Source organism: Bacillus sp. SDLI1, from assembly GCF_001553895.1.
GTDB lineage: Bacteria > Bacillota > Bacilli > Bacillales > Bacillaceae > Bacillus > Bacillus siamensis.
The window spans coordinates 236127-262295 of sequence record NZ_CP013950.1 but is presented as its reverse complement, the minus strand read 5'-3'; the positions used below and the strand labels follow the sequence as shown (position 1 = coordinate 262295).

The following is a 26169-nucleotide window of genomic DNA, read 5'->3' as shown; positions in this document are numbered from 1 at the left end:
TCGGTTTAGTGGAAGCTGAGTAAGTCGGCAATATCCTGCAATGCTTCCTCAGTCAGCTCCCGATCATCAAAGTCACTGACGGTTTTCTCCGTATCGGTTTTACTGAGGCAATGTTCCGACAGTTTCAGGAGAAAATACCGGCAGCTTTCGGACAGCCGTTCGATCGTATCCTGCCGGAAGCGTCCCGTTTCATAGGAAATGCTGACGGTCATCCGGCCTTTTGCCGCAATCGCGCTGATTTCAAGTGACTGCTCCCGTTTCCATGTATCCGTCACATCATCTCCGCTGCCCAAAGGAGAAAACTGAAACGCGTCAAGCTGTTCCGTTTCTGCCGGATTCCCGCCGGGCGCATAGAATTGTCCGAGATAGTTAAAGCTGATCTCCGGTGCTTTCCCGAAAGTCATCCCGGCAAGCTTCGGCGGTGTCAAATATTTAAGGACGCCGTATCCGTTCCCTTTATCCGGAATGCGCCGCAATGTGTCTTTGACGGTTTTTAATGTGCGAATTTCATATTCTTCAAGAGGTTCATAAGCTCCCGCCCGGAAAAGCACCGGATAAATGGAAGTGAACCACCCCACCGTTCTGCTGATGTCCGCACCGCCCTGCTCCGATTGGCGTCCGTGTCCTTCAAGGGCGATTTTCAAAGCGTGCCGCGGTGACCATTTCTGAACAGCGAGCACGGCGGAAGCCAAAAGCACATCTTGCGTATCCGTATTGTAGGCGCTGTGCACATCTTTCAACAGCGCACTTGTTTCACTTTCTGTTAATGTGAAAGATACCGTGTTCCGTTTTTCCGCAGAAGTTTGAGATCGTTCTGCCTGCTCACAAGGGAGACTTTCTGTTTCATAGTGTTCTATCTCCCGCCAATACTCCGCCTGCTGAAGCAGCTGACGGCTTTCAGCATAATCTCCTAGATGCTCCGTATATGATTTGAATGACATGGTTTTCGGCGGAAGATTGATTTCTTTTCCGGAGATGGCCTGCTCATAGGCAGAAGCCAAGTCTTCCAATAAAATCCTCCATGACATCCCGTCAACGGCTAGATGATGGACGGTAAGAAACAAGTAATCTTCTGCTTCAGAGCGGAACAGCCCCGCCTGTACAAGCGGCCCGTTCTCCAAATCCATGTTTCTCTGAAGCTCTGCGACGCGGCGTTTTATAAAACGTTCCTTTTCATCCTCATCGCCTGCCGCTTCCAAAATAGTCAGGCTGTAGAGCTGCTCATCTGGGAGGCCAGCCGGTCTGTTGAAGAGGAAAAGGCCTTTCTCTCCGTCTTTTTTGCACACAAGACGCAAGGCATCATGATGAACGGTAATGGCTTTTAACGTCTTCCTCAAAGCCTCTTCATCAATTGCATTTGTTCTCGTCAGCATAACGGACTGGTTAAAATGGTTTGCTTCCTTCATGTCCTGTGCGAAGAACCATTTTTGAACAGGCGACCACTTCACTTCTCCTTCTGCGGGAGCTTGGCTGACCGGCTGCCGCTCTGTACGGACATAAGGCGCCAGTTCTTTAATTGTCGGCCGGCTGAAAATATCTTTTACAGCGATCTGTTTTCCTGTCTGGTGTAATCGGGCTGAGACTTGCAGGGCTTTGATGGAATCGCCGCCAAGCTCAAAAAATGATTGATCCGCTGCAATGTTTTCAGTTCCGAGCACGTCGCTCCAAATCGCGGCCAATTCCTTTTCAATGGAGCTGGCAGGTTCTGTAAACATCTGTCCCGTTTGCATTTTTTTCCGCGGCTCAGGAAGCGCGCGGCGGTCAAGCTTCCCGTTCGGTGTGACCGGCAGGGCCTCAAGGGTTTCAAAGAGCGCCGGCACCATATAAGCGGGCATTTCATTTCTGAGCGCCTGCTTCACCGTTTCGCTTTCTGTTCCTTCTTCTGTCACGATATAAGCGCATAGTTCCGTTTGGCCTGCTGACGCGGGCAGAGCAGTGACGGCGGCTTCTTTGACACCTTTTATGCCTGTTAAGGCGGCCTCAATTTCTTGCAGCTCCACCCGGTAGCCTCTGATTTTGACTTGCTCGTCCATTCGGCCGATATATTGCAGCGTGCCGTCCGGCAGCCATTTTGCCAGATCGCCCGTGCGGTACATGCGCCGGTTCTTGTGGAACGGGTCTTGGACAAAGGCTTGAGCTGTTTGTTGAGGAAGATTGCGGTACCCTCTTGCAAGGCCGGAACCTGAGATGCAAAGTTCCCCTGTTACACCGATCGGCTGCAGATGATCCCCGTTTAAAATATAAACGTGTGAATGATCAATCGGCCGGCCGATCGTAATCTCCTCATTTTGTTCTATATGTCTTGCCGCTGCAGTGGCGACGCTGTTTTCCGTCGGACCGTACTCGTTGGCAAGTTCCGTGTGAGGACAAACCGATAAACTGCGGCTGATCATGTTTTGATCGACCGCTTCTCCCGCTAATGTGACAATCCGGAGAGACTCGGCATCTCCCGGCTCCAGTACGTCAAGCAGTGTACGGTACAGCACGGGAACAATAATCATGTGAGTAATGCGGCAAGAAGCGAGATAGTGTTTAATGGCCAGAATATCTTTTGCTTCGTCTTCAGCTAAAACGGCCACTTTCGCGCCGGAAATCAGCGGTGTGAACATACTTGTTACAAATCCGTCAAAGGAAAATGAAAAGAGCTGAAGAACCGTATCTTTCTCATTCAGATCATAAAATCCGCTCCGCCATTGAAGGGTCTGGCTGACGGATCGATGTTCGACCATAACCCCTTTCGGCCTGCCTGTCGTCCCTGACGTATAAATGATGTAAGCCAAATCCTCCGGCGCCGATAGTGACTGAACCGGTGAAGCGTCCTGTTCTTGTATATCTTCCAATGCGAGTACTTCACCTTTAAAACGATCAGGCACTTGATCTATCGCGCCCCGTACGGTAAGAAGAATCGCTGCGCCGCTGTCTGAGGTGATATATTGCTTCCGTTCCTCCGGATATTCAGGATCTATCGGGACGTAGGCGCCTCCGGCTTTCCAAACTCCGAAGACTGCCGCTGCTTGTTCCGGCGATCTTGGTATCACAATGCCGACGGCTGCATCAGGTCCGATCTGCCGTTTTTGCAGAGCTCTGGCGATTTTATTCGACCATTCATCTAAATCTTTATATGTGACCAATGTTTCCCTGCTGATAAGGGCCGCAGCATCAGGTGTTTTTTGTGCCTGGGTGATGAACAGTTCATGAACTGTTTTTTCCGGCAGCTGTTTATCCGTCATGCCGTTAAAATCCGCAAGAATCCGGTTTCGTTCCGGTTCTGTCAGCATATTGATCTCCCGTAAAGAGGATTCCGGTTCACGGACAATGTGTTCAAGCATCGTCAAAAAGTGGGAAGCCCAGCGTTCCATCGTTTCTTTCCGGAATAAAGCCGCGGCATATTCAAACAGAAAATGTATCTGTCCCCCGCCTTCAGAAGCCTGCAAAGTGAAATCAAATTTGGAAACCGGACGGGACATGTCCGCAGGCTGAATATGCAAACCGTCCAGAAGCAATTCCTCATGCTCCATATTTTGTACGACAAGCATCGCATCAAACAGCGGATTGCGGCTTGTGTCCCGCTGCACGCCGAGCCGTTCCACAAGCTCTTCAAACGGATAGTCCTGATGCTCATACGCTTCCAGTGCGGCCTGGCGGACTTCCGCCAAGTAATCGGTAAACCGTTTGTCCCCCTTCGGCTCCGTTCTGATGGCGAGTGTATTGACGAACATCCCCAGAATCGGTTCAAGGTCTTTATGCGGGCGCCCGGCAATCGGCGAACCGACGATAATGTCTTCCTGTCCGCTCAACCGCGCGAGCAGCGTATTGTACGCGGCGAGAAGCACCATGTACAAAGTGGAGCCGTGATCGCGGGCGATGCGGTGAAGGCCGGATGCCGTTTCAGCGTCTAGCGTGCACGATACGTTGCCGCCCGCAAAGCTTCTGACGGCCGGACGAGGCTTATCAGCCGGAAGCTCAAGCACCGGAAGCTCTCCTTCAAGCCGCTTCAGCCAGTAGGCTTCCTGCTTCTGATATCCTTCCTTCTCCTGAAACGACCGCTGCCAGACGGCATAGTCTTTATATTGAAGACGCATCGGCGCAAGCGGGCGCCCTGCATACAGCTCTCCGAATTCTTTAATCAAGGTGTTGACGGACACACCGTCGGAAATAATGTGATGCATATCCGTTAATAAAAGATGGCGTTCATCCGATTCTTTCACGAGGGCCGCGCGAAAGAGCGGCACTTCATCCAGACAAAACGGCCGGACAAATGCGTCTGCTGACTCGGCTTCATCCAGCTGAAACGGCACGCTGTCATGGATGCGCTGCACCGGTTCGCCGTCAGGCCCCGTTTCAAAGGACGTTCTAAGCGATTCGTGCCGCTCCACAAGCTGCCGGAACGTCTCCTCCAGCCGGCCGCGGTCAAGCGGGCCCGTCAGTTCCAGCACAGCCGGCATATTGTAGCCGACACCGCCGTCTTCAAGCTGCTGGAGCACATACATCCGTTTCTGCGCTGAAGACACCGGATAAGTATCCTGTGTTTTCGCCGGCTGAATCGCTTCATACGGGCTCTCTTCGAGGTCCTGAATGACCGATGCGAGCTCTTCCACCGTCGGCCGGGCGAAGATGTCCTGTAACGGCACCTGAACGCCGAACTCTTTGGCGATGCGGGAGACGAGAGCCGTCGCTTTTAACGAATGGCCGCCCCGCTCGAAAAAGTGGTCCCGGATGCCGACGGGGCCGTTTTTCAGCACCTCTTCCCAAAGGGCGCAAAGCTTCATTTCCGTGACGTTCCGCGGTGCGGTGTACGCCTGTCTGCCTGCCGCTCCGTCAGGAGCCGGCAGCGCGCGGCGGTCAAGCTTTCCGCTCGGTGTGACCGGCCACTCTCTCATCTCTATAAACTGAGCCGGCATCATGTAGGCCGGAAGGCGTGTCGCAAGCTCCGCCCGCACGTCATCGCTTCCCCGTCCTTCGATATAGGCGTAAAGCGCGGTCTCGCCGTGTTCGGTCCGGGCGGTGACCGCCGCCTCACGAATGCCGTCAATGCGCCGGATCGCCGCTTCGATTTCCCCCGGTTCAATCCGGTAGCCGCGGACTTTCACCTGTCCGTCTGAACGGCCGAGCCATTCGACAAGCCCGTCTTCTGTCCAGCGTGCGATATCGCCCGTCTGATACATGCGCTCTCCCGGATAAAACGGATCATCGAGAAAACGTTCAACCGTCAGCTCAGGCCGGTTCAAATAGCCCCGGGCCACCCCTGTCCCCGCGATGTGCAGTTCTCCGATACATCCCGGCGGGAGAAGCCGTTTCTTTTGATTTAAAATATACAGCCGCATGTTATGTCCTGAAATGCCGATCGGAACATTGTGAAATTCACTTCCTCGCCGTAAATCAAAGTACGAGGCTTCCACAGTCGCTTCTGTCGGTCCGTAGGAATTTGTCAATTCCGTTTTCGGCAGAAGGTCATAAAAACGGGAAACCAGGTGTGGGCCCAATTGTTCGCCGCCGGCAAAAATCCTTTTTAAGCTGGTCTTTTTGACGGACTGTTTTCTGGAATTTATATATTCCAAGAACGCATGAAGCATAGAAGGCACAAAATGGGCCGCCGTTATGCGGTTATTCTCCAGTGCGTTCAGTATTATTTCAGGGTCTTTCTCGCCGCCTTGCGGAAGAAGGAAAACAGAAGCTCCCGCGATCGGCCACCAAAACAGCTCCCAAATCGAAGCATCGAAAGAGTATGATGTTTTATGCAAAATGATGTCAGAATCACTTAATCCATAACGCGTTTGCAGCGAGTATAAAAAGTTTACGGCTGACTGATGTTCAACCTGCACGCCTTTTGGGCGTCCGGTAGAACCGGATGTGTAGATAATATAAGCCAATGAATCGGATTTTACGGGAACATTCGGGTTGGCCGCGGCTTCCGGGTTTCCTGTTTGCCCGCTTTTCAGCGATATGATCTCTCCATCAAAAAGATCTGCGGCCGAAAGTTCCGGTTCCGCAAGTAAAAACCTTACGCCGCTGTCTTTCAGTAAAAAGCGAATCCGCTCTTTCGGGTAATCTGGATCAATCGGCAGATATGCACCGCCTGCTTTTAAGATGGCGTAAATGCCGATCAGCATGTCAGGAGAACGCCGGCCCATGATGGCGGTTTTATCCTCCAGCCTTATCCCCCGCTTTATCAGCTGGTGCGCAAGCTCATTTGCCCTTTCGTTCAGCTCTTGATACGTAATCGAAATGTCGTCAGTTAAAATTGCCGGACGGTCCGGCGTTTTCTCCGCCCGCTGTTCCAGCAGAGCATGAAGAGGCTGCTCAAGCGGAAACGCTGTTTTCTGCAAGGGGCTGAAATCGTGAAGCAGGGACATTTCTTCTTTTTCTGATAAGACGGAAATATCGTCTAATTCCAATCCCGGATCAGCAGCGGCGTTTTCGGAAAGTGTCGCAAAAAATCCCGCCCATTTTTGAATCGTTTTTCTCTCAAACAAATCAGTACTGTATTCAAACTGGCAGTACAATTCACCAGCGTTTTCCGAGATGTACAGCGACATATCAAATTTAGAAATCGGCAGGCTGATGTCTGCCGGCTGCAGTTCAAGCCCGTCTGCCCTAAGCTTTTGCTGTTCCATGTTCTGCAGCGCAAATGTTGTATCGAACAGCGGATTTCGGGACATATCCCGCGGCACACCGAGCTTATCGACGAGTTCCTCCAACGGATAATCCTGATGTTCGTAGGCCTCAAGCGCCGTTTGGCGAATCTCCTGTAAATAATCTTTAAATGTCATGCTTCCTTCGGGACGCGTCCTGAAAGGAAGCGTATTGACAAACATGCCCAGAACGCTATCAAGATCGGCATGAGGCCTTCCCGCAATCGGAGACCCGACAATCATATCTTCCTGTCCGCTTAAACGGGCTAACAGAACGGTGTACACACCGAGCAGTGTCATATACAGTGTGCATTTGTTTTCTTTCGCCAGCTTTTTCAACTGTGCTGTATGTTTTTCGCTGATGACAAATGACACCCGGTCACCGGAAAAGCTCCGCACTGGCGGACGCGGCTTATCAGCCGGCAATTCAAGTACGGGAAGCACCCCGGCAAGACGGTTCAGCCAGTACTCCTCTTGTTTTTTGTATGCGGCGCCGGCCATAAATGATTGCTGCCAAACGGCATAATCTTTGTATTGAATCCGTAACGGAGGCAGACTTCTCCCAGCATACAGTTCACTGAATTCACGTATCAAAAGATTGACGGATACGCCGTCTGAAATAATATGATGCATGTCAGCTAAAAGCAGGTGCCGGTCTTTTTCAATTCGGACAAATCCGGCCCGGAAAAGAGGTACTTTGCCGAGGTCGAACGGCCGGATAAACGCTTCGGCTGATTGTTCTTTTGTAAATGCAAACGGCACGTCATCATGAATCCTCTGCACAGGCAGGCCGTTTTTTTCTTCAAAGGACGTTCTGAGCGGTTCATGCCGCCGGATCAGTTCCTTGAACACGGCTTCCATCCTGTCTCGGTCAAACGGCCCCTTCACCTCTAAAACGGCTGGAATGTTATAGCTGACCCCTCCATTTTCAAGCTGGTGAAGGACGTACATCCGTTTTTGTGCGGATGAGACAGGATAGGTTTCTTTCGTTTCTGTTTTTTCTATAGATGCGAACGGATTCTCTTCTGCTTCGCTGATGATATTGGCGAGTTCTTCTACGGTCGGATGGCTGAAGACATCGCTCAGCGGAATTTGCACGCTGCACTCTTTGGCTATTTTTGCCACGAGCGCCGTCGCCTTTAATGAATGGCCGCCAAGCTCGAAAAAGTGATCGTGAACACCGATCGGGCCGCTCTGAAGCACTTCTTCCCATATCCGGGTAAGTTTCAGCTCCGTCACATTCCGGGGAGCCGTGTATTGACGGCCTGCGGCGTACCCCGAAGCTTCCGGAAGGGCACGCTGGTCGACTTTTCCGTTTGCAGTGAGCGGAATCGTGTCAACAAAAGCCCATTTAACCGGAATCATATAATCAGGCAGTTCTTTCGCCAAATCGCTCCGCAGCTGAGAAGGATCTGTCGCTTGTGAGACGCTGCAGTAGGCGCATAATTCATTTTCGCCCGACTCATTCGTTTGAATCAGTACGGCAGCTTCTTTCACGGCATGATGATTTGCCAGGACGGTTTCAATTTCTTTCGGTTCAATCCGGTACCCTCTGATCTTCACTTGATCATCTGTCCGGCCGATGTATTCAATTTGACCGTCCGCACGCAGTCTTGCCAAATCTCCGGTCCGGTACATGACGGCGCCCTTTCTGAACGGATCCGGCAAAAATTTCTCTTCGGTGAGCGCCGGATTGTTCACATAGCCTCTTCCTGTATTCGCTCCGGAAATATACAATTCTCCCGCAATTCCGAGAGGCTGAAGCTGTCTGTTTTGGCTGAGAATATACATCTTGTTATGATGGATCGGTTTCCCGATCGGCGGATGTTCAGGTATGTCATCTCCCGCAGAAATCGTATACGTTGAAACCACATGGGTTTCTGACGGGCCGTAATGATTATGCAAATGCATACCGTGTAAACGGAGCGTCTGCCTGAACAACCGCGAGACGGTCAGCTGCTCTCCGGCCGTAATGACATGCTTCACACAGCGGGGAAAAGACTGTGCATAATCTTCTTCATTGAAAAGCATTTTGACAAAGGCAGTCGGGAAAAATACCACTTCTGCTTTATGCTGATCGATAAACGAATACAACTGAGAAACATCTCGTTTGATTGATTCCGGCACGATACAAAGAGTGCCGCCGCTCAAGAATACTGAAAATAACTCCTGGTAGCAGACGTCAAATGCCACAGATGCGTACTGCAGCACATTGGTGCAAAAATCAATGTCTGTGTTCGTCAACTGGTGAGAAAGCAGGTTGGCCATATTTTTATGTTCAAGCAGCACACCCTTCGGTTTCCCTGTCGTTCCGGATGTATAAATCATATAAAGCAGATCGTCCGCTGTATTAATGGATTGCACATTGCTTCCGTCCGCTTCTGTCCCGGCTTCTTCTATGTATGTAACTTGCAGCATTTGTTCTGCGGGAACTGACTGATGCCGCTCTGTTACAACATGGACGCAGCCGCTGTTTTCAATGATATAGCGGATACGCTCCTTTGGACTGCCGGGATCTATCGGGACAAAGGCGCCGCCCGCTTTTAAAAGACCGAGAACGGCCGCCGCTAAAGAAGGGGAACGGCCGAGCATGACGCCTACCGGCTCCTCCCGCTTTAATCCGCGATTTTGCAGCAGACGGGCCAGCTTATTAGCCGATTCGTTCAGCTCTTTGTACGTCACTGACTCGCCTTCATACTTGATCGCGATTTGATCCGGCGTTTGTGCGGCCTGCCGTTCAAACATCGCATGAATCGTGTCATATTCAGGCTTTTCGGTTTCTTCAGAAATTGGAGCAAGAAGCTGCTCTTTTTCCTCAGGAGTTATGATTACAAGGTTATCCGGCGTAATATCAGGTTTGTCGAGAATCTGGGAAACGATATGTGTCAAATGACCTTTGATATTTTCGATAAATTGGCGGTCATACACGCTTGAATCGTATCTCATTTTCAAATGAATCTCGTCACCCGGCGCCACCATTAGATAAAAACTGTAATTGGTTTCGTCTTCCATGCTGAAATCATGGATGCGGAAAAGATCTTTCGTATCTCCCTCGCTGTTCAGCACGTCAAGCTCTTGTTCAACCGGATAATTCTCAAAGACGAGAATATGGTCAATTAAGCCTTGTTTTACTTGTGAATTCGCTTGTATGTCATAAAGCGGATGGTAGCTGTACGCCTGCCCTTTCAAAACATCCTTTTGTACGTTTTTGATCAGTTTTTGAAACGGGATGTCCGCTCCGCTGATCCGGACAGGGACGGTGTTAATGAACAGGCCGATCATTCGCTCGATGCCTTCGATTTCAGACGGCCTTCCGGAAATGACAGAACCAAAAACCGCATCCTCTGTCTGATTGTACGCCTGGAGCAAAATGCCCCAGAGCGTGTGGAAAATGGTGCTCAGTGTGACCTCTTCTTTCACGGCCAGCTCTTTCAGCTTGGCTGTGTCCCTTTTTGAAAAGGAAAACGTCACTTCCTCCTGTCTGCTGCCGCCGGCTTTTTTCTGTTTCGGCAGAACAGTCTGCTGCTCAAAGCCTTCAAGGTATCGCTCCCAGTACGAAGCTGCTTTTTCTTTATCTTGCTCCATCAGCCACTTGATATAGGTCCCGTACGGCACAGCGGGCTCAAGCGTTAACGGTGTTCGGCGGAGCCGCGAGGCGTATATCTGGAAGAACTCTTTCAGCACGATTCCGAGACACCAGCCATCCATAATGATGTGATGGAAGCTCCATATGCACGTGTATTCACGTTCTCCGGTTTGCAGCAGCGTCACCCGCATCAGCATGTCCTTTTGCAGATGAAATCCTTTCTCACGATCTCTTCGTTTGGCTTCTTCGATATACTTGGTTTGATCAGCCTTGTTTAAATTGGTGAGGTTTTCCTCAATGATGCTGACGTTCCGCTCTTTTAATACGACCTGCTGCGGAACGGACACGTTCTGGCTGATAAAGATCGTTCTGAAAATATCATGTCTTTCGAAAAGAACATGGACGCTCTCTTCAAACACGCGGGTGTCAACCTTCCCCGTGATTGAAAAGGAGGCCTGTTCGGCGTAAGCCTGTGATTCCTTTTGCAGGAGGGAATGAAAAAGCATTCCTTCCTGCATATAAGACAGCGGATAAATATCCTGAATTGCATTCTTTTTTGTCATGTTATGATCTCCCCGTCGCCTTTTTCTACAGTTCTTCGACAAAACTCGCTATGCTGTCCAAATCATCAGATGTTAACGTTTTGCTGCTAAAATCACTAACGGTTTTTTCTGATTCTTCTTTGCCGGTGCAGTGCGCCATAATTCCACGCAAATATTGTTGTAAGGTTTGCAGCAGCTGTTCCATCGTTTCTTTGCGAAAGCGGCTCGGCGGATAGCTCAAACTGAAGTGAAGCTTGTGCTGTGCAGCCATCGCGCTCATTTCCACCGCTTGTTCCCGCTGCCATGTCGGCGTAATGTCGTGCCCGCTCGCAAGACCGGATAAACTGAACGTGTGCTGATCTTCCGTATCATTGAATTGCCCTAAATAGTTAAAGCTGATTTCAGGCGCTTGTCCGAACCGAATTGTTTTTTGCTCGGGCGGTGTCATATATTTTAAAATGCCGTAGCCTATTCCTTTATCCGGTATTCTTCCGAGTGTGTCTTTTACTGTTTTTACCGCCGTCCCAAGTTCTGAACCGGCTGTATTCAAGTCAATGAGCACCGGATACATGGAAGTAAACCAGCCTACGGTGCGGCTGATGTCAAGCTCCGGCATGATATGCTCTCTTCCGTGCCCTTCCATCGCGATGCGGAGTCTGCCTCCTGTCCAGTCCCGTAAAGCCAAGGCTGCCGCAGTCAGAAGAATATCCTGCGTATCGGTATGGTAGGCCCGGTTGACCTGCTGCAGCAAAACGGACGTTTCTTCTTCTGAAAGCGTAAAGCTTACCGTTTGCCGAATACTGTCGGCTCCCGTCTGATGCAGCGGTTTTTCATAAGGAAGTGCGGCGGCGGTTTCTTCTTCAATAAAACGCCAATCGTCTTCTTCTCGCATCAGCTTGCTGCTTTTCGCGTATTCGGAAAGCCTTTCTGCGTACTGCTTAAAGGAATCAGTCTTTGGCGGAAGCTGAACCGGCTGACCTTTTACAGCTTGAGTGTAAGCGGCTGATAAATCCTCCAGCAAAATACGCCATGACACTCCGTCAACCGCCAAGTGATGGATGGTAATGAATAAATAATCCCCAGACCGGGTTTTGAACCAGCCGGCTTTTAATAACGGCCCTTTTTCAATATCCATCCGCTGTTGGAGTGCAGCCACTTCAGTTTCTATTTCTCTTTCCCGTGAATCCGTTTCAGACAGATCCCATATATCCAAGCTGTACAGTTCATCTTTTTGGATGCCGTGATTGATTTGTCTGTGACTTCCGTTTTCTGCACTGGCGGTGATCCGGAGTGCATCATGATGAATGACGAGATGCTGCAAAGCTTCTTTGAGCGGCTGTTTACGCAAAGCGTCCGAGCTGAACATCATGACGGACTGATTGAAATGATTTCTGTTTTCCATCCGCTGTGATAAAAACCAGTGCTGAACGGGGGTCCAAGGAATATCCCCTTCAACCGGCCGCTGATCGATGACTCTTTCCGCTTTCCGGATAAGAGGCGCGAGTTCCTTAATGGTCGGATGGCGGAACAAGTCACTTGCCGCCATTTTCCACCCATAGCGTCCGAGCCGCGCGGAAACTTGCAGCGCTTTGATTGAATCGCCGCCCAATTCAAAAAATGAGTCTTCAATTCCGACTTGCTTTGCGCCGAGCACTTCCTGCCAGATCACGGAAAGCTGTTCTTCAAGCTCAGTGCGGGGAGCTGTGTATACGGTTTGAAGCGCGAGCTCCGGTTCGGGCAGATTTTTCCGATCCAATTTACCGTTCGGCGTAAGCGGCAGCCTCTCAAGCTCCATCATATAGGACGGAACCATGTAATTCGGCAGGCGCTGAGAAAGTAAAGAACGCACTGTTTCTATGTTCATGTCCGCCTGCAGGCTCATGTATGCGATCAGTTCTTTATTGCCGGACTGTCCGGTTCTGACTGACACTGCGGCTTCTTTCACGCCGTCCAAGCTCCTCAGAGCGGCCTCGATCTCTCCCAGCTCCACCCGATAACCGCGGATTTTCACTTGATCATCCATCCGTCCGGCATACTCGATCGTTCCGTCCGGCAGCCAGCGGGCTAAATCTCCGGTGCGGTACATTCGTTCTCCGGGAACAAATGGATTAGGGACAAATTTTTCTTCCGTCAGCTCAGGACGTCCGAAATATCCTCTCGCCACACCGTCTCCGCCCGTGCATAATTCGCCGATGACGCCGATCGGCTGAGGTGTTCCCCTGCCGTTTATGATATACGCGGTTGAATTTCCGACAGGGCGCCCGATCGGGATCGAATGATCGTATGATTGTTCAATCAAAAAGCATGTCGAGAACGTTGTATTTTCAGTCGGCCCGTATCCATTCCATACTGCAAGATGCGGCAGTGCTCCACGAACCCGGTTGACATGGCTTGGGGACAGTGCTTCTCCGCCGATAATCAATCGTGATAATCCCGAAAACACATGTTCATTTTGTTCGGATAAATGGTTAAACAGAGACGATGTAAGCCAAAGTGTCGTTATACCGTTTTGCTGTATAAATGCATCCAAAACATCAGAATCGAGATAGGTTTCCTGGTCACTTACATATAGAGAAGCACCGTTTAAAAGCGGGCCGAATATCTCAAATGTCGTGACGTCAAATCCTAATGATGAAGTAAACAACAGTCTGTCTTTCGGCGTGAAATCAATATAATTGCTGTTTTTCACAAGGCGGATCACGCTTCGCTGTTCAACCATGACGCCTTTTGGCGCGCCTGTTGACCCGGATGTATAAATCATGTAGGCCAATGATTCGGGTCCGCCGAGCGGTTCGGGATTTTCCGAACTCAAGCCGGCCTTTGTTTGAATATCCTCTATGAATAAACGTTTTCCTGAAAGCGGCAGACCGTCAACTTTATCAGATTGAAGGAGAATATCAGCTTTGCAGTCTTTAAGCATCCATTCAGCCCGTTCCCGCGGCACATCGTCAGCGATAGGCAAGTAGGCGCCCCCCGCTTTTAATATTCCAAGAATGCCGGAAACAAGCTCTGTTGTGCGGCCGGTTAATAGTGCGACCACACTTTCCGGACCGGCGCCATTTGATCGGAGCGCCGCAGCAATTCTGTTAGCCCGTTCGTTCAGCTCTCTGTATGTCAAGGTTTGTCCGCGATATACAACAGCCTGGGCATCAGGGGTTTCTTCCGCCTGCCGCTCAAATAAACGGCTGATGGTTTCGTGTTTGGGATAATCGCTTTTCGTCTGATTAAATTGATAAATGACGCGATTTGTTTCAGCATCATCCAGCACGTGAATGTCACCAAGCGGTATTGTTTGGTCTTCAATCACTTTCGTAAGAATACGGGTAAAATAAGAAAGCCATTTTTCGATTGTCTGTTTTTGATAGATATCTGCATTGAATTCAAAATCAAAGCTGATGGTGCCGTCAGACCCTTCTGCCGCATAAAGCGTGGCATCAAATTTTGCTGTTTTATGGCCGGTATCCGCAGCTTGAGTCAAATGCAGCTCATTTAAAACCAAGGATTCACGCTCCATATTCTGGAGCACAAACATCACGTCAAACAGCGGATTGCGGCTTGTGTCCCGCTGCACACCGAGCCGTTCCACAAGCTCTTCAAACGGATAGTCCTGATGCTCATACGCTTCCAGTGCGGCCTGACGGACTTCCGCCAAGTAATCGGTAAACCGTTTGTCCCCCTTCGGCTCCGTTCTGATGGCGAGCGTGTTGACGAACATTCCGAGAATCGGTTCAAGGTCTTTATGCGGGCGCCCGGCAATCGGCGAGCCGACGATAATGTCTTCCTGTCCGCTCAGGCGTGCGAGCAGCGTATTGTACGCGGCGAGAAGCACCATGTACAAAGTGGAGCCGTGATCGCGGGCGATGCGGTGAAGACCAGATGCCGTTTCAGCGTCAAGCGTGCACGATACGTTCCCGCCCGCAAAGCTTCTGACAGCCGGACGGGGCTTGTCAGCCGGAAGCTCAAGCACCGGAAGCTCGCCTTCAAGCCGCTTCAGCCAGTAGGCTTCCTGCTTCTGATATCCTTCCTTCTCCTGAAACGACCGCTGCCAGACGGCATAGTCTTTATATTGAAGACGCATCGGTGCAAGCGGGCGGCCGGCGTACAGCTCGCCGAATTCTTTAATCAAGGTGTTGACGGACACACCATCGGAAATAATGTGATGCATATCCGTTAATAAAAGATGGCGTTCATCCGATTCTTTCACAAGGGCCGCCCGGAAGAGCGGCCCTTCCTCCAGACAAAACGGCCGGACGAACGCGTCTGCTGACTCGGCTTCATCCAGCTGAATCGGCACGCTGTCATGGATGCGCTGCACCGGTTCGCCGTCAGGCCCCGTTTCAAAGGACGTTCTGAGCGACTCGTGCCGCTCCACAAGCTGCCGGAACGTCTCCTCCAGCCGGCCGCGGTCAAGCGGCCCCGTCAGTTCCAGCACTGCCGGCATATTGTAGCCGACACCGCCGTCTTCAAGCTGCTGGAGCACATACATCCGTTTCTGCGCTGAAGACACCGGATAAGTGTCTTGTGTTTTCGCCGGCTGAATCGCTTCATACGGGCTCTCTTCGAGGTCCTGAATGACCTTAGCGAGCTCTTCCACCGTCGGCCGGGCGAAGATGTCCTGTAACGGCACCTGAACGCCGAACTCTTTGGCGATGCGGGAGACGAGAGCCGTCGCTTTTAACGAATGGCCGCCCCGCTCAAAAAAGTGATCCCGGATGCCGACGGGGCCGTTTTTCAGCACTTCTTCCCAAAGGGCGCAAAGCTTCATTTCCGTGACGTTCCGCGGTGCGGTGTACGCCTGTCTGCCTGCCGCTCCGTCAGGAGCCGGCAGCGCGCGGCGGTCAAGCTTTCCGCTCGGTGTGACCGGCCACTCGCTCATCTCAATAAACTGAGCCGGCATCATGTAGGCCGGAAGGCGTTTCGCAAGTTCTGCCCGCACGTCATCGCTTTCCCGTCCTTCGATATAGGCGTAAAGCGCGGTTTCGCCGTGTTCGGTCCGGGCGGTGACCGCCGCCTCACGAATGCCGTCAATGCGCCGGATCGCCGCTTCGATTTCCCCCGGTTCGATCCGGTAGCCGCGGACTTTCACCTGTCCGTCTGAACGGCCGAGCCATTCGACAAGCCCGTCTTCTGTCCAGCGTGCGATATCGCCCGTCTGATACATGCGTTCTCCCGGATAAAACGGATCATCGAGAAAACGTTCTGCCGTCAGTTCAGGACGGTTCAAATAGCCCCGGGCCACCCCTGTCCCCGCGATGTACAGCTCTCCGGCAACGCCCGCAGGCTGAACGGTTCCCCCGCCGTCTAACACATAAAGACGGGCACCCGGAACGGGTTTTCCGATCGGAAGCCTTGTCCGTCCGCTGTCCCGTTTTCGGTCACAGACGTAAAACGCTGCATCAACCGTCGCTTCTGTCGGCCCGTAACCGTGGATGAGCACGGTCTCCGGCAGAAGATCAGCAAACCGGGCAGCCGTAAGCGGCGAAAGAGCTTCCCCTCCGGCAAACACGCGTGTCAAGGTTTTGCCAAGGCGGATTCTTGTTTCCTCAGGCTCTGTTTCCAGCGCGTCTAAAAAGCTGTTGACCATCGCCGGAATAAAATGCGCGGTCGTCACCTTTTCCGAGGCAAACGCTTCGATCATCCGCGCGGGATCTTTCTCCCATCCGGCCGGAAGCAGATACACGGAGGCGCCTGACATCGTCCACCAAAACAATTGCCAGATGGAAGCGTCGAAGGAAAAGGATGATTTCAGCACGATTATATCCTCTTCCGTTAACGGAAACTGCCCTTGCATCCCGGATAAAAAGGCGGCGGCCTGACGGTGTTCAACAGCCACCCCCTTCGGTGTTCCCGTCGAACCGGACGTGTAAATAATATAAGCGAGCGAATCGGCATCCGCTTCTTCAGAGACAGCCCCTGTCTCCGTCTCACCTGTAAGGGCAGAAAGAGACACTTCTAGCGTCTCGCCGGAAAAACCGGGAACGGATAATCCCGACTGTTGAAGCAGGAGACAGGCGCCGCTGTCTTTGAGCATATAGCGAAGCCTGTCCTCAGGATATTCCGGGTCAAGCGGCACGTAGGCGCCGCCCGCTTTTAACACGGCAAGCACTGAAATCACCATCTCCGGCGAGCGTTCAGCGAGCACGCCGACCTTGCTTTCTTTGCGGACGCCTTTTTGGCGGAGCCGAACAGCGAGCCTGTCTGTATACCGGTCAAGCTCGGCGTACGTCAGCATACCGTCTGGGAAACGAAGCGCCGGACGGTGCGGAGAAAGCGCGGCGCGGCGGGTAAACAGCCCGTGCAGCGTCGGGGCCGGCGGTTCAGCCGCTTCTGTACGGTTAAACGCATCCAGCATATTTCTGGCTTCACACGCATCCAGCAATGCGATCTCGGAGGCGCTCATTTCAGGATCGGAAATGACTGATTTCATCATATGCCGTAAAAAGGTTTCAATCTTCTTCATAAAAACACGATCGTATATACCGGTATCAAAGTTTAAGCGGATATAAAGAGAACTTCCCGGAATCACTTTTACGCTGCATCCGTAGTTTGTGACTTCCTCCATCGTGAAATCCTCTACCGCAAAATCAAATGAACCGGCCTGACTCACATTTTCAATTTCACGCTGGGCCGGCACATTTTCAAACACGATAATATGGTCAAACAACGCCTGCTTCAGAGGGCTTTGCGCCTGAATGTCATACAGCGGATAATAGCTGTACGCTTCTGCTTGCAGCGTCTCCTGCTGCAAATGTCTGACGAGCTCCAGGAAGGAAAACGAACCGCTTTTTACCCGCACGGGAATCGTATTGATAAACAGTCCTACCATTTTTTCTACGCCCGCCAGATCCGACGGCCGGCCGGAAACGACAGAACCGAAAACGGCGTCTTCGCAGCGGCTGACTCGCTGCAGCAAAATGCCCCACAGTGCCTGAAACACCGTATTCAGCGTTGCCCCCGCCCTTGCCGCAATGTTCTTCAGCTCATTTGTCTGCTCTTCAGAAATAGTGAAAACAGCCTGCTCAAGCTCGCCGTTTGGTTCCGCGGATTTTTTCGGAAGAGACGCCGTTTGCTCAAGATCGGCAAGTCTCGTTTTCCAAAATGACTCGGCTTCTTTACGATCTTGCTTCATGAGCCATTTAATATACTTTCCATATGGCTGAACAGGCTCGAGAGACGGGAGCCGCCCGTCTCCGAGAGATTGATAGATCATCAGAAATTCCTTCATGACAATTCCGAAGCACCAGCCGTCCATGACGATATGATGGTGGCTCCAAATACAAACATAGCGTTCGGGCGCTTTTTTCAGAATGGAGACTCTCATGAGAGGGTCTGATTGCAAATCAAAGCCTTTATCTTTGTCTTCTTTACCGAACCGGTCGGCATACATGTCTTGCGCTTTTTCATCCAAATGAGAAATATCATGAAACTGAACGCGGCTCGGCCTGTTTTTTAACACGACTTGGCGGGGCTTCGCCACATTCTTATGAATAAACGTCGTACGGAAAATATCGTATCGTTCAAAAACAGCATCTATACTTTTTTGGAATCGTTCCCGGTCAAGCTGTCCGCTGATCGTAAACACTGCTTGTTCGAAGTAGGCTCTTGAGTCATGATCCAAAAGAGAATGAAAAAGCATGCCCTCCTGCATAAAAGATAAAGGATATATATCTTGTATTTCCGGTTGCTGCCCCATTGCGCCTCTCCTTTTCTATAGTTTGTTGACGGCTCCCATAATGTCACTCAGATCTTCCAGCGTTAACTCTTCATCACTGAAATCAGCAGCGCTCCATTCACGCTCCTCTTTGCCTGTGCAATGCGCGATGATCTGCTTGAGAAAGGTATGAAAATGCCTCGTCAAAACTTCAATCGTTTCTTTTTGGTACTGAAAACGGTTGTACACCATATTCAAGCTGAGACATTCCGATGATACGGAGCCGCTGATATCAAGTGTGTACGGACGTTCCCAGTCTGGGCTGACTTCATTTCCCGCTTTTACGGGAGAAACATCGAAGCCGGTTGAACGGATCTCCCGGTCAAACTGCCCCAAATAGTTAAAACTGATTTCAGGAGAATCAGATTCAGCCTCTCCCCAGAATTTGCTTATATATTTCAGCACCCCGTATCCCGCTCCTTTATGCGGAATGCGGCGCATCATGTCTTTTGTCCGCTTAATGTGATAACCGAGACGCCCGCCGTCATCAGCCTGATCTTGAAAACTTGCGTCAACCAATACCGGATAAATTGACGTAAACCACCCGATGGTTCTGCTGATATCAAGATGCTCCAGATGCTCTTCCCTTCCGTGGCCTTCCATGCTGATTTTGAATGTCTCATTTCCAGTCCATCTGTTCAGCGCAAGGCTTAACGCTGCAAGCAATAATTCACCTGTCTCCGTTGTGTATGCCCTGTTTGCCTCCGTTAACAGCTGCTCAGTCTCCTGTTTTGTCAATGTAATGGTCATCACATCTGTATCTTTAAGGAGATTGGAAGAGATGCGGGCATCTTTCGGAAGCGGTTTGACCGCCGCTTCTTCTCTTTCAGACCAGTAATCTGCTTCCTGCAGAAGCCGGCGGCTTTTTGCATAATCAGAAATTTGCTTTGCATAAGTCTGATAGGAATCAGTTTTCGCCGGAAGAACGGCTTCTTTTCCAACAAGCGCCTGCCTGTAACACGCGGTGAGATCTTCAAATAAAATCCGCCATGATACTCCGTCAATGACAAGGTGATGAATGGAAAGCAGCAGATGATCGCCATCAGCGGCGTGAAATAAACCGACAGCTATGAGCGGACCCGTTTCCAGCCTGATGGAAGTTTGAATACGGGCGGCCGCCTGTTCAATTGCGGCGTGCTCCTCTTGTAATGACCCTGTCCCTCTCACGTCAAGCGTTTCAAACGTAAAGAGTTCTTCTTCAGAAAGGTTCTCAGCTCTGTTATATTGCATCACCGATCCATTTTGCGTGCCGCATATCATCCGTAATGCGTCATGATGAACCGCGAGCTGTGCCAGCGCTTTTCTCATTGCGGATTCATTGATTCTGTCCGCACTGCGGAGCATAACGGTCTGATTAAAATGATCATGCGGCAATGATTGTGACAAGAACCAGTGCTGGATCGGCGTCAACGGCACTTCTCCGGTGACGGGAGCCTGATCAATGACGCGGCGGACTTTCCGGAGCCGCATCGACACCTCTCCCAGTGTCTGGTGCTCAAACAGCTCACGGACGGTCGTTTCGTAGCCCTGCTGCTTCAGCCTCGCACATACTTGCAGCGCTTTAATCGAATCTCCGCCGAGATGGAAGAAATGAGCATTGGGGCCAAGGCCTTCAACACCTAAGAGTTCCTCCCAAATGTCAGCCATCATTTCTTCAGTTTCATTCCTCAGGCTGATATCATCTCCGGGATTTTCATTTAATTCAGGCTGCGGGAGCGCCTTCTCATCCAGCTTTCCATTCGCCGTCAGAGGCAGTTCATTAAGCTGCATCAAGCGGGCGGGAATCATATATTCCGGCAGGAAAGCTCTGAGAGAGGCCTGAACCTCTGCTTCTTTTAACTTTTCGTTTCCGTGTAAGACGGCATAGGCGTAAATGGAGTGCTGACCGTGCTGATCAGCACGTGTGATCACGGCGGCCTCTTTCACGAAAGAAAGCTTCTGCAGCGCTGATTTAATTTCTCCCAATTCAATTCTGTGGCCTCTGACTTTTACTTGCGCATCTTTCCGCCCGACATACTCCAGCTCGCCATTTGAGAGCCTTTTGGCGATATCGCCCGTCCGGTAAAGCCGCATATCGGAAACGTGCGGATTCGTGATGAAACGGGAGGCAGTCAAATCATCTCTATTTACGTATCCCCTCGCGACGCCTTCTCCGCCGATATAAAGCTCACCGGGAATTCCGATCGGCTGCGGATTCATATAGGCGTCCATGACAAAAGCATGAAGGGTTTCCAGCGGTCTTCCGATATTGCTTTTATTTCTCTCGATATCTTCCATATTCAGTTTTTTGTATGTGACGTGAACCGTGGTTTCCGTAATGCCGTACATATTCACAAGCTCCGTCTCCGGGTACTTCTCTTTCCAGCTTTTCAGCATGCCGGGCTGAAGCGCTTCTCCGCCGAAAATGACATATCGAAGCTTCAGCTTGTCCGTATGCCCGGCTTCTTCATGAATGAGTCCGGAAAAAGCGGTCGGCGTTTGGTTCAGCACCGTTACGCCTTCACTTAGCAGCAGCTGCCGGTACAAATGCGGATCACGGGCTGTTTCTTTCGGCACGATGACTACTTTTCCGCCGTATAAAAGCGCACCGAATATTTCCCAAACAGAAAAATCAAAGCAATAGGAATGAAACAGCGTCCAGACGTCTTCTGACCCAAAATCAAACGGCAGCCCTTTATGTGTGATAAGGCTGATGACATTACGGTGTTCCGTCATCACGCCTTTCGGTTTCCCTGTTGTGCCCGATGTGTAAATCACGTAAGCCGGCTGTTCAGGCGTTATCGTTTCTTTCGGACTGTCTGCTGAAACAGATTCCGGCTTATCGATATATAAAACCGGCATACCGTCCATTCCGGAAATCCCGAGACCCGATTGCGTCAAAAGAACACGCGCGCCGCTGTCAGTCAGCATAAATGAAATCCGCTCGTCCGGATATTCAGGATCAATCGGCAGATACGCCCCTCCCGCTTTTAAAATACCGAGAATCCCAATCAGCATATCCGGAGATCGTTCAGTCATCATCCCGACGATCTGTCCGGAGCGGAGCCCGTTTTCTGAGAGCATATCGGCGATTCGATCCGCCTTTTCATTGAGCTCGCGGTAGGTGAGACGCTCATCGGCCATGACGGCTGCGATTTGATCCGGCGTTTTTTCCGCCTGTTTTTCAAATAAACTGACGATCGTTTCATGCCGCGGATACTCAGCCGTTTGATGATCAGCTTCCAGAAGCAGCTGCCGCTCGTTTGTGTCCAGCAAATGAATGTCAGACAGCTTCCGATCGTAACCCGACGCGATTTGTCCTAAAAGCTCTTTAAAATGACCGGCCCACCGTTCGATCGTTTCTTTTTCAAACAATGCGGTACTGTATTCAAAATGAAAATCCAGGGCGCCATCCGGCCGTTCCTCAGCATGTAGCGTCAAGTCGAATTTTGAAATGTCATGCTTCACTGCATGTGCAGAAACGGATAAGCCCGGAAGATTCACTTTGAAATCATCACTGTTTTGCAGAACGAGCATGGCATCAAACAGCGGATTGCGATTGACTTCCCGGTGTGTATCAAGCTTTTGGGCGAGTTCTTCAAACGGGAATTCCTGATGTTCGGCTGCGCCGAGGGCGAGCATTTTCACCTCTTCTAAATAAGCGCGGAATGTCTTATCACCTTCCGGCCTGCTTCTCATGGCCACGGTGTTAACAAACATGCCGATAACCCCTTCAAGCTCAGCGCGGCTTCTGCCTGCCGCAGGTGAACCGACGACAACATCTTCCTGTCCGCTCAATTTAGACAGGAACAGGGAATAGCCGGCCAAAAGAATCATATACAGCGTGGAACCCGTCTCATCCATGAGCCGGCGCAAATTCTCCGCCGTTTCCTTTTGAAGACGCGTTCGGACCGCTGATCCGCTGAAATCAGGAAGCTGCGGGCGCTTTTTATCCAGCGGAAGATCAAGAACGGGAATGTTTTCCCCAATCGCATCCAGCCAATACCGCTCATGTTTTTTGAACTCTTCAGCGGCAGACCGGTCATGCTGCCAGACGGAAAAATCTTTGTACTGCAGTTTTAACGGCCGCAATTCCTTCCCTCTGTACAAATCCGTCAATTCCTGAATTAGAACGCTCATTGACACACCGTCTGCGATAAGATGATGCATATCGAGCAGCAGAAAATGGCGGTCTTCATTGACTTTGGCTAAAGTCACCCTCAAAAGCGGCGCTTTTTCCACGTCAAACGGTTTAACGAAAGTTTCCATCGTCTCGTGAAGAAGTGACTCGGACGGCATGTGAAGCTCTGTGAGTTCGAGATCAGCATGTGAATGTATGTGCTGCATCGGCTCCCCGTTTCGTAACACAAATGATGTGCGTAACGCTTCATGCCTTTGCAGCAGCGCTGAAAAGGCTTCTTGCAGACGGTCCCGATTGAGCCTGCCGCTCAGTTCCAGACAAGCGGGCATATGATAGCCTGTGCTGTCTGAAGCAAGCTGGTGAAGGGCATAAAGCCTTTTTTGAGCAAAAGATAACGGGTATAAGTCCTTCGTCTTTGCAGGCGTGATTTCCGCATATTCTCCTCTTGTCCTCTGTTCAAGGAAGCGGGCCATGCTCTCAATGGTCGGATGTTCAAAGACATGGCGGACGGCAAGTTCAATTTGCAGCCGTTTATGTATATTTGAAACAAGTGATGCAGCTTTCAGCGACTGTCCGCCGATTTGGAAGAAATCATCTCTCATACTGATGCGGTTCCGTTTCAGCACATCTTGCCAAATAGACAGCAGCTCAGTCTCAAGCATTGTGCGGGGCGCTTGATAATCACCGGTTCTCTCAGCTTCTTCCGGTTCAGGAAGTGCGGCCCTATCAAGTTTTCCGCTCGCAGACAGCGGCATTTCCGTCAGTTTGGTAAAGCTTCCCGGTATCATATAAGCAGGTAATGTCCCGGCCAATTCGGCGTGCGGATCAAATGTCACACCCGCGTTTTGCAGTACGACATAAGCTGCAAGCTCCTGTTCTCCGTCCGCCGTTTTGCGCACGGTAACTGCCGCCTCTTTTACCCCGGACAGACTTCTGAGTGCCGTTTCGATTTCTCCTAATTCTATTCTGTAGCCTCTGACTTTCACCTGATCATCAAAACGTCCCATATATTCAATCGTTCCGTCCGGTAAAAACCGGGCTGCATCCCCCGTTCTGTACAGCCGTTCACCTTCACGAAACGGATGAGGGGTAAAGGCTTTGTCCGTCAGCTCTTTTTGCTGAAAATATCCGTGTGCAAGACCTTTTCCTGAAATACACAGTTCACCGACGGCTCCGACCGGCTGCAGCTGGACACCGTGCATGATATAGACGGATGTATTGGCGATCGGGCGTCCGATCGTAATCCGGCTGCTTTTTTGCAGATTGCGCAGGATCGTCGCTGCCACACTGTTCTCCGTCGGGCCGTATTCATTCAGCAGCTCGGCATTCGGGCATATATTCCGGCTCGCTTCCACGATATCAGGGGTTGCCGCTTCCCCGGCAAATGTCACCGCCCGAAGCGTCTGTGCATCTTTTTTTGTCAGAGAATCAAGCAGGACGCGATACAGAGACGGAACGATCAGAAGATGGCTTACCCCGTGGCGGGCGATTTTCTGTTTCATTGAAAGAACGTCTTTTGCATCGTCTTCATCAGTCAACAGTACACAAGCGCCGGACAGCAGCGGAGTGAAAAGACTTGTCAAAGAGCCGTCAAATACGTATGAAAAAAGATGAAGCGCTATGTCGCCTTCTGACATGCCGTATTCTTCACGCCGCCATTGCAATGTATTGCTGATCGCTTTGTGTTGTACAAGCACACCTTTCGGACGGCCTGTCGTTCCCGAGGTGTAAATGACATACGCCCACTTTCCGCTGCCGGACACCGGCGGAAGCGGCTCGGTCTGCCGGGAAACCGTTTCCTCCAAGATGACGACGCTGCCCTTGAAATGCGGCGGAATGAGAGGAAGCAGGTCTTTTTCAGTCAAGAGCAGTGAAGCTCCACTGTCTCTCAGCAAAAATGAGATCCGTTCAGGCGGATATTCCACATCAATCGGCATATAAGCGCTGCCCGATTTCCAAATTCCGAGCAGAGCGGCGACCGTATTCATCGATCGGCGCAGCATAACAGCGGTAATCTGATCGGGACGGGCGCCTTTTTCCCTTAACGCGTGCGCAATCTGATTCGCCCGCTGATTTAATTTCTTATAGCTCCAGCTTACCCCGTTATATCTCAACGCTTCCTGGTCGGGCGTTTTGGCAGCCTGTTCTTCAAAAAGCCCGTGAACGGTTGTCTCAGGATACGGACGGTTTGTGTCGTTAAACGAATGAATCAAGGCCTCTTCCTCCGGCGGCACGAGACTGATGCTTGATAAGAGCCTGTCCGGATCCTCCGTTACACAGGAGATGACCTCAAGAATATGCCCTTTGATCCGTTTCATGTCCTCCCGATCATAAATGTCAGCATTGTAGCTGAATTTCACATAAAACTCTTCCCCCGGAACGATGACGACGTTGAGATCATAGTTCGTTTCTTCCGCCATCGAAAAGTTTTCAAGAGAGAGCGCATGGCTTTCAGTCTGCTGCCAGCCGTTTACCGCAGCCTGCATCTGAACCGGATAATTTTCAAAGACAAGGATATGGTTCAAGAGATCTTTTTGCAGACCGCTCTCGTTTTGAATGTCATAAAGCGGATAATAGCTATGCTCTTCCGCTGCGAGTGAATCTTTTTGCACTGCTTTAACAAGCGATGCAAACGTCATATCCTCAGCTGCGCGCACCCTCACCGGAACGGTATTGATAAACAGCCCGGCCATGGATTCAATGCCGCCGATAGCTGACGGCCTGCCGGAAACAACCGAACCGAAGACCGCATCTTCAGTCCCGTTGTAACGATGGAGAAGCAGGCCCCAAATCCCCGTAAATATAGTATTCAGCGTGACCCCGATGCCCCGGGCGATGTCTGTCAGTTTTTGTACGGTTTCAGGCTCAAGGGAAAATTGAAAATGCTCAGATGTATAACCGTTTTGCGCCGGTTTATTCTTCGTTTGCGGAACGGAAACAGTTTCTCCGTAATCTTTCAAATAGCCGGACCAGAACGCTGACGTTTCTTCTTTATTCCGGCTTCGGAGCCATTTGATATAAGTGCTGTAAGGATCCGGACTGCCGAGGTTTACAGGCCGCCCGTTCCGGATCGAATAATACATGCTGAAGAAATCTTTCAGCACAATGCCCAGGCTCCAGCCGTCCATCATAATGTGATGGTGAGTCCAAACACATGTATGGCGGTTTTTTCCCGTATGAAAAAGAGCAAGGCGCATTAAGGGGCCTTTTTGCAGATCAAACCCCTTATGCCGGTCGTTTTCCTTGAATTCGTCAATGATGCTTTGCTGCTGTTCTTCCGAATAATCTGAAATGTCTTCAGTCCGTACGGCAGTGTCACGGCGTGAAAGGACAACTTGCTGCGGCCCTTCAAGGTCAGGTACTTCTTTTATGAAAATCGTTCTGAAAATATCATAGCGGCTGACAAGCATATCAAGGCTTTTTTGAAATGTATCAACGCATAAATCTCCGCTGACCGTAAATGAAATCTGCTCGACATATGCGTTTGATCCGGAGTCTAAAAGCGAATGAAACAGCATGCCTTCTTGCATATATGATAAAGGATAAATATCTTGGATTTCTGTCGCTTGTGTCACGAA

At 50.8% G+C, this 26169-nt stretch carries 3 protein-coding genes; all 3 read right to left on the bottom strand.

The window, feature by feature from the left end; genetic code table 11:
• Positions 1–5: 5 nt before the first annotated feature.
• From AUL54_RS01370 to AUL54_RS01360, 3 genes are read right to left on the bottom strand one after another with little or no spacing between them, the layout of a single operon-like run.
• Entirely contained in the window at positions 6–10781 is a 10776-nt protein-coding gene (locus AUL54_RS01370; protein ID WP_060962642.1) for a non-ribosomal peptide synthetase, read from the bottom strand.
• 25 nt (positions 10782–10806) lie between these two features.
• Positions 10807–18453 (bottom strand): non-ribosomal peptide synthetase, encoded by a 7647-nt coding sequence (locus AUL54_RS01365; protein ID WP_060962641.1) that lies wholly within the window; start codon positions 18451–18453, stop codon positions 10807–10809.
• Positions 18454–18468: 15 nt separating this feature from the next.
• Positions 18469–26166, bottom strand: a complete 7698-nt coding sequence (locus AUL54_RS01360; RefSeq protein WP_060962640.1) for a non-ribosomal peptide synthetase — start codon at positions 26164–26166, stop codon at positions 18469–18471.
• Between the last annotated feature and the right edge of the window lie 3 nt (positions 26167–26169).

What these genes read in the sequence shown, in the direction of transcription:
- AUL54_RS01370 (WP_060962642.1), bottom strand. Translation starts at nt 10,781, where the DNA reads ATGACAAAAAAGAATGCAATTCAGGATATTTATCCGCTGTCTTATATG.
- AUL54_RS01365 (WP_060962641.1), bottom strand. Translation starts at nt 18,453, where the DNA reads ATGGGGCAGCAACCGGAAATACAAGATATATATCCTTTATCTTTTATG.